Source organism: Lysobacter sp. 05T417 (assembly GCF_056396405.1).
Window position 1 is genome coordinate 304,149 of record NZ_JBFTLK010000003.1, and the last position, 11,856, is coordinate 316,004.

The 11,856-nt window shown below is 67.8% G+C and carries 8 protein-coding genes and 1 pseudogene; 5 read left to right on the plus strand and 4 right to left on the minus strand.

The window, feature by feature from the left end; translation table 11 throughout:
• Window positions 1–100: 100 nt before the first annotated feature.
• Window positions 101–463: pseudogene (locus AC1DER_RS07360) on the plus strand (H-NS histone family protein); the annotation flags it as partial.
• 110 nt (window positions 464–573) lie between these two features.
• Here the strand turns inward: AC1DER_RS07360 and AC1DER_RS07365 are convergent.
• Window positions 574–1,824: a threonine/serine exporter family protein gene (locus AC1DER_RS07365; protein WP_477247082.1), complete on the minus strand. Its 1,251-nt coding sequence runs from the start codon at window positions 1,822–1,824 to the stop codon at window positions 574–576.
• Window positions 1,825–1,952: 128 nt separating this feature from the next.
• Between AC1DER_RS07365 and AC1DER_RS07370 the strand changes: the two genes are divergently transcribed.
• From AC1DER_RS07370 to AC1DER_RS07385, 4 genes are read left to right on the plus strand one after another with little or no spacing between them, the layout of a single operon-like run.
• Window positions 1,953–3,071, plus strand: a complete 1,119-nt coding sequence (locus AC1DER_RS07370; RefSeq protein ID WP_441816812.1) for an ABC transporter permease — start codon at window positions 1,953–1,955, stop codon at window positions 3,069–3,071.
• A gap of 2 nt (window positions 3,072–3,073) precedes the next feature.
• A complete protein-coding gene (locus tag AC1DER_RS07375) occupies window positions 3,074–3,934 on the plus strand; it encodes an ABC transporter ATP-binding protein (protein WP_477247080.1) in 861 nt (286 codons plus the stop codon).
• 1 nt (window position 3,935) lies between these two features.
• Window positions 3,936–4,862 carry an MlaD family protein gene (locus tag AC1DER_RS07380; RefSeq protein ID WP_477247078.1) on the plus strand — a complete coding sequence of 309 codons (927 nt, stop codon included), beginning with the start codon at window positions 3,936–3,938 and terminating at the stop codon, window positions 4,860–4,862.
• Window positions 4,859–5,518, plus strand: a complete 660-nt coding sequence (locus AC1DER_RS07385) for an ABC-type transport auxiliary lipoprotein family protein (protein WP_477247076.1) — start codon at window positions 4,859–4,861, stop codon at window positions 5,516–5,518. Before AC1DER_RS07380 ends, AC1DER_RS07385 begins: the two co-directional genes overlap by 4 nt.
• Window positions 5,519–5,543: 25 nt before the next feature.
• On the opposite strand, the gene AC1DER_RS07390 is transcribed toward AC1DER_RS07385, so the two are convergent.
• From AC1DER_RS07390 to AC1DER_RS07400, 3 genes are all read right to left on the minus strand, one after another.
• A complete protein-coding gene (locus tag AC1DER_RS07390; RefSeq protein WP_477247074.1) occupies window positions 5,544–6,149 on the minus strand; it encodes an alpha-ketoglutarate-dependent dioxygenase AlkB family protein in 606 nt (201 codons plus the stop codon).
• A 16-nt stretch (window positions 6,150–6,165) separates the two neighbouring features.
• Window positions 6,166–8,946 carry an S-layer homology domain-containing protein gene (locus AC1DER_RS07395; RefSeq protein ID WP_477247072.1) on the minus strand — a complete coding sequence of 927 codons (2,781 nt, stop codon included), beginning with the start codon at window positions 8,944–8,946 and terminating at the stop codon, window positions 6,166–6,168.
• Between the two features lie 100 nt (window positions 8,947–9,046).
• The gene (locus AC1DER_RS07400; RefSeq protein WP_477247070.1) at window positions 9,047–11,827 is read right to left on the minus strand and encodes a hypothetical protein; all 2,781 of its coding nucleotides are present in this window, start codon (window positions 11,825–11,827) and stop codon (window positions 9,047–9,049) included.
• Window positions 11,828–11,856 lie beyond the last annotated feature (29 nt).

Here is an 11,856-nt window from a genome sequence, read left to right on the forward strand (position 1 = left end):
CAGTTAGCCGGCGGCATTCAACCGACATTTCCGCGGAAGTCAGCCCAGCCATCCCCCGGATAACTCCCGCCCGCAATTTCCTGCCCATTACGGAGGTTTCATGTCGATCGATATCACCTCGCTGTCGGCGAAAGAACTCGACGTCCTGATCAACCAGGCCAAGAAGCGCAAGACCACGCTGAACAAGCGCAAGCCGATCGCCACCGTGCGCAGCAAGCTGACCCAGCTGGCCAAGGCCGAGGGTTACAGCATCGCCGAACTGTTTGGCGGCGGCGCGCCTGCCCGCAGCGCCCGGCCCGCGGCCAAGGCCGCTCCGAAGAAGCCCCGCAAGCCGATGGGCAAGGTCGCCCCCAAGTACCGCAATCCGGCCAGCCCCACCGAAACCTGGACCGGCCGTGGCAAGCAGCCACGCTGGCTGGCGGCCCTTACCGCGACCGGGCGCCGCCTGGACGAGTTTCTGATCCGGTAATTGCGCCGATAACCGGACGCCATTTGGGTCTTGACCGGCCCATAACCGGGCCGGTTATGGCCGGAGGCCTCGCCAGGAGTACCGCGGCGGGTATTGCCGGCCTGTTACAGATTCCGCCGCGCCGGCAGCAACAGGTTGCCGAACAGCAGCCCGGCGACCAGCGCCAGCAGGATATTGAGCACCGCCAGCAGTGCCGCCTGGCCGGCGTCGATATCCTGCTGCTGGATCAGGGTGAGAAACCCGCGCAGGCTGGCGCTGCCGGGCACCAGCATGATGATGCCGGGGACGCGGATGATCGCGCCGGGGCGATTCCACCAGCGCGCGTAGGCATTGCCGGCGGCGGTCAGCAGCAGCGCGGCGAGGAAGATACCGGCCGGGCTGCCGAAGGCCTGGCCGCCGAATCGCGAAATCAGATAGCCGCTCGCGGCGGCCGCCATCACTTTCGGGTAATCACGGCGATTGGCACGGAACAGCACCGCGAACGCGAAAGCCGCCAGCGCCAGCGCCGCCCACTCCACCCATTCGGGCTGCGGCCGCGAGGCGCGCACCTGCGCATCCAGGCCCACCATCTGCGCCAGGTACAGCGCGATGACCGTGCCGATGGCCAGCTTGAGCACGGTGGTCAATGCACCGGCGAAGCGGGCGGTGCCCGATACCAGGTGCTGGCTGGTGAGTTCGTTGACGGCATTGGTCAGCGCCATGCCGGGCAGCAGCACGATCAGCGAGGCGATGATCACGGTGTTCTGGTTCAACGGCGCCACGTAGGCGGCGATCAGCAGCGTCACGCCGGCGGCGAACATGGCCGCCACCGCTTCGAGCGGTTCCTTGAAACGCGGCTGCGCTTCCGACACCTGCACGAACAGGCCGATCAACAGACCGTTGGTGCCGGCCACGGCGATGTCCAGCCAGGGCAGTCGCAACACCCCGGCGATGGCGGTCGCGGCCAGACCATAGGCCAGCACCTGCATCGCGCGCGAGCGCCACGTCGGCGGCTTGTCCAGGGCGCTCATCTGCGCGTGCGCCTCGGCCAGGCCCAGGCGACCGGCGACGACGTCCTCGGCGATGCGGTCGGTCTCGGCCAGGCGGTACAGGTCGTTCTCGCCGGGAGGCAAGCGGATCACGCGGGTGGTGTCGCTGTCGCCCGGCGGACGCTGCGGGTCGCTGAAGGTCAGGATCATCCCGGTCGGGTTCGACCACGGTTCGCACTCCAGCCGCAGCTGCTGCGCGACCGCGCTGATCGCCCCCTCCAGCCGCTGCGCGGTGGTGCCGTAGGCATGCAGGCGTTCGGCCAGCTCGATCACGAAATTGATCCGGGCAGCGTAGCTGGCAGCGCTCAGGGGGGAAGGATTCGACATGGCGCGAAGGATGGCATGCGCAACGCGAATGCGGGAGCGCAGCGGCGGCCCATCGCGCATTCGCCCCGGGGCGGGCCGCCTTCGCCTACCGCCGCCCTCGACTCAGGTATCCTCGCGCCCGAGGCTCCATGACCGATACGACCGCGCACCCGCCGCAGATCGCCGCCGATGGCCAAGCGCCGTCGCGACTGCGCTTGAGCGGTCGCTGGACGCTCGACTACGCCACCCAGATCGGCGAGGCGCTTTCGCAGGCGCCCGATGCGATCGATGCGGTCGACGCCACCGGTGTCGAACGGCTGGATTCGGTGGGCGTGCTGCAACTGCTGCGATTCGCCCGCCGCCACGGCATCGAGTTCGATGTCTTCAGTTTCCACGACGACCATCGCGCGCTGGTGTCGGCGATCGAAGACGTCGCCGACGACCGCCCGCGCCGCAAGCGCGAGTACGGCGTGAGCGCGGCGCTGGCCCGCCTGGGCTTTGCGGTCACCGACAACTACCGCGAGGCGCGGGCGCTGATCGGCTTCTTCGGCGAGGCGCAGCTGAAACTGCTGCGCATGTTCAAGGAACCCTCGCGCTTCCGCCCGACCGCGACCGTCCACCACATGGAGCAGGTCGGCCTCGACGCGGTGCCGCTGATCGCCCTGCTGTGCTTCCTGGTCGGCGCCGTGGTGGCGTTCCTGGGCGCGAACATCCTGGCCGACTTCGGCGCGCAGATCTTCGTCGTCGAACTGGTCAGCATTTCGTTCCTGCGCGAGTTTGCGGTGCTGCTGACGGCCATCGTCCTGGCCGGCCGCACCGCCAGCGCCTTCACCGCACAGATCGGCGCCATGGTCAGCCGCGAGGAAGTCGACGCCATCCGCACGCTCGGCATGGACCCGGTCGACCTGCTGGTGATCCCGCGCATGCTGGCGCTGCTGGTCATGCTGCCGCTGCTGACCTTCGTCGGCATGGTCTTCGGCCTGATCGGCGGCCTCACCGTCGGCGCCTACAGCCTGGGCATCCCGCCGCAGCAATACCTGGCGCGCATGCACGAAACGATGGAGCTGCGGCATTTCCTGGTGGGCCTGTCGAAGGCGCCGGTGTTCGCGCTGCTGATCAGCCTGATCGGATGCCTGGAGGGCCTGCAGGTCGAAGGCACCGCGCAGTCGGTCGGCGAGCGCACCACCTCCAGCGTCGTGCAATCGATCTCGATGGTGATCGTGCTCGACGCGTTCTTCGCCATCTGGTTCATGCAGATGGGCATCTGAGCATGGTCGACGCCCTCCACCACGCCCCCGACAGCAACGAGCCGATCGTGCGCGTTCGCGGCCTGACCAACCGCTTCGGCGATCAGGTCGTGCACGAGAACCTCGATCTGGACGTGCGTCCTGGCGAGATCCTGGGCGTCGTTGGCGGCTCAGGTGCCGGCAAGTCGGTGCTGATGCGCTCGATCCTGGCCCTGCGCAAGCCCGATGCCGGGGAGATCGAAGTGCTCGGCCTGGATGCGCGCAGCGAAGACGCGGACGTGCGTCGGGCGATAGAGCGCAATACCGGCGTGCTGTTCCAGGACGGCGCGCTGTTCTCGTCGCTGACCGTGGGCGAGAACGTGCAGGTGCCGCTGAAGGAATACCACAGCGACCTGCCCGATTCGCTGCGCTACGAACTGGCGCTGCTGAAAGTGAAGCTGGCCGGGCTGCCGGCCGATGCACTCAACAAGCTGCCGTCGCAACTGTCGGGCGGCATGCGCAAGCGCGCCGGGCTGGCGCGCGCACTGGCGCTGGACCCGCCGCTGCTGTTCCTCGATGAACCCACCGCCGGCCTCGATCCGATCGGCGCGGCCGCGTTCGACCGCCTGATCCGGACCCTGCAGCAGGCGCTGGGCCTGACCGTGTTCCTGATCACACACGACCTCGACACCCTTTACGCTATCTGTGACCGGATCGCGGTGATCGCCGACCGCAGGATCATCGCCTGCGCACCGCTGGCGGAAGTCGAACAGATGGACCACCCGTGGGTGCAGGAGTATTTCCACGGGCCACGCGCGCGAGCCGCGCAACAGAACAGGCACCGTGTGCAGGAGATCGGCAATCCGATGAACGTCACGCACCACAACCCCGACCTGCGGTCCTGACATGGAAACCAAGGCCAATTACGTCCTCATCGGCGCCTTCACCATCGTGATGACGCTGCTGCTGCTGTTGTTCGCCCTGTGGGCGGCCAAGTACACCTCGGAGAAGGACTGGCGCAACTACGCCGTGCTCTTCAACGAACCGGTGACCGGCCTGACCGAAGGCAGCCCGGTGCAGTACAACGGCATCTCGGTCGGCACCGTCGAAACCCTGCGCCTGGCGCCGGACGATCCGCGCCGGGTGATCGCGCTGCTGCGCCTGCAGGCCAGCGCACCGATCAAGACCGACACCCGCGCCAAGCTGTCGATCCAGGGCATCACCGGCAGCCCCTTCATCCAGCTCACCGGCGGCAATCCCGGCAGCCCGGCGCTGGCCGATGTCGACCGCCGCGAAACGCCGGTGATCCAGACCGAGGCCTCGGCCCTGCAGAACATCGCCGACACCGCCAACCGCCTGGTCGCGCGCATGGACCAGGTGCTCAGCGACGAGAACGTCAAGCGCGTCTCCAACACCCTGGCCAACATCGAGGCGATGACGAGCACGATCGCCGACCAGCGCGAAGACCTGAGCACGCTGATCACCAGCGCGCGCAAGTCCAGCGAGCAGTTGTCCAGGACCCTGGTCACCACGAACCATGCCGTCGAAAGCGTCGACCGCGAACTGGTCGCCAAACTGCCTGGCCTGATCGCCAAGCTCGACAGCACGCTGACCCGCCTGGATTCGGCTGCGAACAACGCCAACGGCGTGCTCGCCGACAACCGCAACGCCATCAACAGCTTCGCCAACGACGGCCTGGCCCAACTCGGCCCGACCCTGTCCGAACTGCGCTCGCTGGTGCGCGACCTGCGCCGCATCTCCGACCGCCTCGACGGCAACCCGACCCGCTATCTGCTTGGCCGCGACGCGCCCAAGGAGTTCGAACCCAAATGACGACGCGAGCGAACACAGCGCCGGCCCACGCATGGCGGCTCGGACTCGGGCTGGCCGTGGCCCTGCTGCTTTCGGGCTGCTCGATCCTGAGCGACAAGCCCCAGGGCACCGCGACCATCTACGCGCCCGAGCCGCATGTGCAGCCCGACCCGGCATGGCCGACGGTGAACTGGCAGCTGGCGCTGACGCCGCCGACCGGCGCGCGGGTGATCGACAGCCTGCGCATCGCGGTGCGGCCGACCCCGGGCGAGATCGAGGTCTACAGCGGCGCGCAATGGGCGCGCCCGCCGTCGGAGATGCTGCAGGACACACTGCTGCGGGCCTTCGAGGACTCCGGCCGCATCGCCGCCGTCGCCCGCCAGGGCAGCGGCATCGCCGCCGATTTCAGGCTGCTGCTGGAGATCCGCCGCTTCGAGTCGGACTACGCCGGCCAGGCCGTGCCCTCGGCGACCATCGAGGTCTCGGCCAAGCTGTTGCACACGCGCGACCAGAAGATCGTCGCCTCGCGCACGTTCCTGCAGGCGCAACCGGCAACGAGCGCTTCGGTGCCCGACGTCGCCCGCGCGTTCGAGCAGTCGCTGGTGATCGTCGGCCATGACATCGCCGGCTGGACGCTGACCAGCGGCCAGGGCTACCAGCCCGCACCGCGCTCCTGACCACGTCGTTGACGGGCGGGAGCCGTCACGGGCGCGTGGCGAGGATTTCCCGGAACGTGAGATTGATGCGCGCGCCCACCGGCTTGGCCGTGCGCGGCAGTGCATGACGGTAGCTGCGCTGCGTCGCTCCCGACATCACCAGCAAGCTGCCGTGGGGCAACTCCAGCGCGAGCCGCTGCGTCGGCTCCGCACGTGACTTCAGCGCGAACCGCCTCGGCGCGCCGAGACTGACCGAGGCGATCACCGGCGACGGCCCGAGTTCGGGCTCGGCATCACTGTGCCAGCCCATGGCGTCGTGGCCGTCGCGGTAGAGGTTGGCCAGCACGCTGTTGAAACTCACCCCCAGTTCCTCGCACAAGCGCGCGCGGACCGGCAGCAGCGCCGGCGGCCAGGGTCGCGGCTCGAAGCGTGTTCCCGAGTAGCGGTAGCCAGTGCCGGGATCGCCGATCCAGCAGCTCAGGCGCGGCGAATCCACGTCGCGACCGAACAACCGGATGCGGTGTACCTCCCAGGTCACCTGCTCGCGCACGCAGGCCAACAGCGCGTCCGCCTGCTGCGTTGCGAGCCAGCGCGGCGCCAGCTCCACGCTGGCGCCGGGCAAATCGATGAGGACAGTGTCTGTGCCGGTCACACGCGCACTCTACGCCCTACAACTGGAACGCCCTGACCAGGAATGCCGCCATCTGTTCGCGCGTCACCGGATCGGATGGGCAGTAGTTCGCGGGCTCCAGCGAACAGCCGTTCGCAATCCCCTCGCGCGCCAGCTGCTCGATCCACCCCGCCGCCCATGAGTCCACCGGCACGTCGGCGAACCTGCCCGTCGCCGGAGGCGGCTGGTACGACGCGCCGTACTTCGCCCGAAGCAGGAACACCGCGATCTGCTCGCGCGGCACCACATCGCCTGGGCAATAGCGCAGCGGATCGGTGGCACAGCCGTTGGTCACCCCTTCTGCCCGCAGCTGTTCGATCCAGCGCACGGCCCAATGCCCGTCCGGCACGTCAGCGAACGTGCCGCTCGCCCCCGGCGGTTGATAGCTGCCGCCGTGAATCGCGCGAAGCAGGAACGCCGCCATCTGCTCGCGCAACACCGGGTCACCCGGGCAGTAACGCGTGGGCGCGGTTGCGCAGCCATTGGTGATCCCCGCCGCCTCCAGGCGGCTGACGTAGTCGTAACTCCACTGGTCGCGCGACACGTCGTTGAAGCGATCGGCGAACGCCGTCGTCGTCCAGATGCCCCGTCCCGTCGTGAAGACATGGATCCGGCGAGCGCCGCCGCTGGACCTGCGCACCAGCAGTTTCACCACCGGCACGCCGTCGAACGGCGTGGCGACCTTGAACCAGACCGGTTCGCTGCCGTCCACGGCGCGGTGGTTCCAGGTCACGTACAAACCCGTCGTGGTGCCGGCATACAGGACATCGCCTACTTCCGGGTCCGGCACCAGCGTCAGCACGTCGCTGTCGGGCAGGCCGTCGCCGGCGCCAATACGATCAGCCGCACGCCAGGTAAGACCGGCGTCGTCGCTGGCAAACACCGACGGCGCGCGGCTGCCGGTTGCGTATACCCGCTGCGGCTGTGTCGGATCGAAGACGATCGTGCGGGTTGCCCACGAGCCGACCGGGGTCAGGCGTGTGGCTGGCCAGATCGAAGAGCCGTCGACACTGAGCGCGTCGGTACGGCGGAACAGCGAACCGTAGCCATCACCAAAGATTGCAAGGTTCGAGTCGGCCGGCGAAACCGCGCCCGCGGTGAGCCACGAGCCGTGCGCCGTGTGGTCTACCGACGCCCACGTCGTCATCGCGTCGTCGCTGCGCATCACACCGTAGTAGCCGGCGCTCCAGATGCGCTCTGCGTTGCGCGGATCGGGGGTGAGGAAGGCAATGCCCGAGGTGTAAGGATGCACGCCCGTCGACGCCAGGCCAGACTCCCAGCGGCCGCTGAAGGCGTTCCAGCCCCAGCGGCCCACCAGCCCCTGGACGCAGGGCGCGGTGTAGAAGCGGTCCACGCCCAGCGTTGGATCCAGGGCCACCGTCGTTGGCGTCTCCCGGGTCAGCATCGACCAGCCGGAAGGATTATCCACCGTGCCCAGGTACACGCCGCCGGTATCGCCCACGCCGATCATGGCCACTGCTTCGCCATTGCCAGCCACATCGACCGCATTGATGCGCTGTGCCTGGTAGCCGTTGATTCGCTGCGACCACTGCACGGCAGGCGGCGCCGCAAACTCGCATCCCGATGGTGGCGGCGCCTGCAGCGCGGCGCGTGCATTGGTCGTGGCGTGCACGCCGGCGGCCGTGGCGACGTACATCACCGGGTTGGTCGCCGCGTCGTACCCGGCAGGGAACGTGATCGAGCGCAGCGCGGGCGGCAGGCCATGGTTGCCCGGCTGCTCCGCGGAAAGACTGGCGCGACCGAAGTGGGCGCCGCCGTCGTCGGACCGATAGAGATGGATCGCACCGATCCAGACTACTTCCGGGTTCTGCGGGTCGACCTCGAAGGCATAGTCTTTGGGCGGGAAGGGCCCCGTTCGCCCGGCACAGTCTTCGTCGAAATCGTCGAGCAGCGAGCTTGCGAACGGCCGCGTGCTGTCCGATGGCGCCAGCACCTGCGACCACGTGTTGCCTGCGTCGGACGAGCGGTCCAGCCAGACCGAGCCATTGGCTGCGTTCCGGCTCGCGTAGACGATGTCGGGGTTGGAACGCGAGACGGCCAGATGTGCCTGGTGGAACTGCCCGCCTCCGTAGACCGCGGCGAAGGCATCGCCGTTGGTGCTGCGATGGAACGTGCCGTCGCAGGTTGCATACACCCTGCTGCCCTGCGCGATGACATCGCTGCAACCCGAACTCGAACCGGTCGGTTCCAGGACCTTCTGCCAGCTGGCACCGGAATCGACGCTGCGCCAGATTCCCTCGACACCCGCCGCATAGGCGGTGCTGCCCGAAACCCGGATGCGGCCAATTTCGGGCAGCCCGACGCGCTGCGCAGGCTGGCCGACGACGACGCGATACAACGACCGCGCAGCGGGGTCCAGTACCAGGAAGGTCAGCGGGTTGGCCGCGTTCGCCGCCATCAAGCCCAGCTGCGTCGTGCCCCGCAGATCGCTCTGGACACGCGGGGCCACCGTGACCACGGCCGACCAGCTCGCCGCCGCGTCGGTGGAACGGAAGATGGTGCCATCCAGGCTCAACGCATACAGGTCGTTGTCCGGCCCAGGCACGAGCGACGTTGCATCGGCGCCAATGCTGGTGGGGCCCGCGAACTGCCAATCACCGAACTTCACCCGCGAGTTGGCGCCAAGGGTCCCGTCGCTTGACAGCACGCTGTTTCCGGCAGCTGAAGCCGCGACGTTCTCAGCGCCAGCGCTCCGCGCGACGACCGCGATGCTTTCACGCGAGACGTTACGGAGATGGATGCTGGCGGCGAGCGCCATGACACAGGCCGCGCTGGCGGCCAGGACTACTGCGTGCTTGGTTTTCATCAATCCCCGGATGAGCTGTGCTTGGGTTGAACTGTCGTGACGCCACGCGTGTCTACAAGTTGAACGTCCGGACCAGGAATGCGGCCATCTGTTCGCGCGTCACCGGATCGGCCGGGCAGTACATCGCCGGCTCAACCGAGCAACCGTTGGCAATGCCCTCGCGCGCCAGCTGCTCGATCCAGCCCGCCGCCCACGAATCGGCCGGCACGTCAGCGAACATTCCCGTCGCCGCCGGCGGCTGGTAGCCGGCGCCGTGCTTGGCACGCAGCAGGAACACCGCGATCTGCTCGCGCGGCACCACGTCACCGGGGCAGTACAGCGCGGGATCGGCGGAGCAGCCGTTGGTGATGCCCTCGTAACGCAACCGCTCGATCCAGCTGGCCGCCCAGTAGCCGGTCGGCACGTCGGCGAAGTAGCCAACGGCCGGCGGCGGCTGGTAACTACCACCGTGAACCGCGCGCAGCAGGAACGCTGCCATCTGCTCGCGCAGCACTGGCTGCTGCGGGCAGTAGCTGAGCGGGAAGGTACTGCAACCGTTGGTGATGCCGGCAGCGGCCAGGCGCTTGACGTAGTCGTAGGACCAGTCGTTGAAGCCGACGTCGCCGAAACGCGTAGCCTCGATCGTCGCGCTCCACAGCCCGGCGCCGTACGTGAAAGCGAACAGACGGCGGCTGCCGTCCGGCATCACGCGCACGGCCAGCTTCTGGATCGGCGCACCGGTGAACGGGGCTGGCACCTTGAACCAGGCGCGGCTGCCATCGCCGGCGGCATCGATGTTCCAGGAGACGAAGATGCCCGCGTCGCCACCCACGTAGACGACGTCGCTGGCCTCGGGATCGGCCACCACGGCGCGGATGACGCCATCGGGCAGACCGTCACCGGCGCCGGGTACATCTGCCGCATGCCAGCTCAGGCCTGCATCGGCACTGGCGTATACCTTCGATGTGGATCCCGCAACGACGAAGTACGCGCGCTGCGCCGAAGCGAAGGTGACATCGTTGACGGTCCAGTATTCGTTGCGGAGCTTCTGCACCGCCCAGGGCGCATCGCCCGCCTGCAATGCGTTGCTGCCACGAACCACCTCGCCACAGCCCGTGGGCGCGATGATGATGTTCGAATCCACTGGTGAAACGGCGCCCAGCGTGGTCCCGCACGCCGAGACCGCGCCGGCAATCGTCGACGTCGCAAAGCCGTCGGTGCTGCGATGCACGGCTGAGCCGACCAGTGCGAATGCCCGCCCCTGGCCGGCGGGATCCATGGCAACGAAACCGACGTTGGTGAAAGGCACGTTCATCAGCGGCGTTGGAGACCATTTGCCCTGGGTCAAGTCCAGGTCCCAGCGGCAGAGCTGGCCACCCTGGCAGCTACGCGTGTAGAAGCGATCGATGCCCCCGGCAGGATCGATGTAGATGCCGGGAGCGCCCAGGTAGATCGGCATCGGCAACCAGTGCTGGAGATCATCCATGTCGGTGTAGAGCAGACCTTCCAGGTCGGTGGTCGCCAGCACGCTGCCATCGCCGCTCACCGCTACTTCATAGAACTTCTGTCCGTTGGCGCCCTGGGCCTCGTGGCGCCACGCAGTCTGCGGCGGTTGTCCGGGCGCGGTGCAAGCGGACGCTCCCCCAGCCTGGACCGGAGCGTGGCGATTGGTCGTGCCATACACCCCGTCTGGCGTCGCCATGTGCAGGCTGTTCCCGCGGAAGGCCAGCGACGATATTTCCACCGGCAGCACGCCCGGATCCGCGCCGGCGAGGCCGCGCACGCTGGCGCGCCCGAAATGCTCCGCGCCGTCGTCCGAACGGAACAACTGCCTGCCACCGATCCAGACAACGCTGGGGTTGAGCGGGTCGACGGCGAACGCCGCTCCGTAGGAAGACCCGCCACCGCCACTACCCGCGCAGACATCCTCGAACTCGCTGAACAAAGCCAGGTTCATCGGATCGGTTTCGGTGGCGAAGTCGACGGTGGTGGTCCACGACGAACCGCCATCGACGGAACGCATGATCGTCTCGCTCGATGCGGCGTAGATGACATCGGGGCTGGACGGTGAGGGCGTCACCTGCGCCCAACGCAACTCAGGGCGATTGCTCATCAGCTGGAATGCACCGCCAGCGACGCTGCGGTAAAGGCCATCGACGCATTTGGCGTAGACCGTCGAGCCGGCACTGACCAGGGCGCACGCATAGCTGGTCTGCATTGACAACGTCCACGTGTCGCCGCCATCGTCACTGCGGTACATGCCCACGTCAGTCGACACGTGCACCGACTGTCCGGCAATCGCTATTTGCCGAACCGAACCGTCGGGAGGATACCGAGTGGCCACCACAGTCAGCACCTCGGTCTCACCGTTGCGGACGCGATAGAACTTCGGCCAACTCGAGCCATCCTGGGCAAAGAAGGTCACCGGCCGGTCGCCTTGGGCCGGCATGACTTCGAAGTCGCCCATCCTCATGGGCTGATGGACCTGCTGGGCGACGCTCGCCACCTGGGTCCAGGTCGCCGCGTCATCCGACGACACATAGATGCTCCCCACTTCACCCATGGCGTACAGCAGGTTGCCCGATGCGACCACCGCCACCGTGCGCGCACTCAGATCGTCGCTGTATTCAGGCTTCCATGCGGACAGGCGCACGCGGGCGTCCGCCGGCCAGTCGGCGGACCCGGAATAGACCGGCGTTCCCTCCGCTGCGGTCGCCATGGGCGAACTGCTGGCGTTGGCCATGCCCGATTCCGCGGTCACGGCCCGTCCAACCCGCTCCAGCAGGCTGCGCGGCAGTACGAACGCGCAGGCTGTTGCCGCCACCGCTACCACGATGAAGGCGGACTTGCTCATTCTTCCCAAGCGCATGTCGACTTCCTTGT

Bases quoted from the DNA above. Each gene is read 5' to 3' on its own strand.
- AC1DER_RS07365 (WP_477247082.1), bottom strand. From the start codon at position 1,824: ATGTCGAATCCTTCCCCCCTGAGCGCTGCCAGCTACGCTGCCCGGATC.
- AC1DER_RS07370 (WP_441816812.1), top strand. From the start codon at position 1,953: ATGACCGATACGACCGCGCACCCGCCGCAGATCGCCGCCGATGGCCAA.
- AC1DER_RS07375 (WP_477247080.1), top strand. From the start codon at position 3,074: ATGGTCGACGCCCTCCACCACGCCCCCGACAGCAACGAGCCGATCGTG.
- AC1DER_RS07380 (WP_477247078.1), top strand. From the start codon at position 3,936: ATGGAAACCAAGGCCAATTACGTCCTCATCGGCGCCTTCACCATCGTG.
- AC1DER_RS07385 (WP_477247076.1), top strand. From the start codon at position 4,859: ATGACGACGCGAGCGAACACAGCGCCGGCCCACGCATGGCGGCTCGGA.
- AC1DER_RS07395 (WP_477247072.1), bottom strand. From the start codon at position 8,946: ATGGCGCTCGCCGCCAGCATCCATCTCCGTAACGTCTCGCGTGAAAGC.
- AC1DER_RS07400 (WP_477247070.1), bottom strand. From the start codon at position 11,827: ATGAGCAAGTCCGCCTTCATCGTGGTAGCGGTGGCGGCAACAGCCTGC.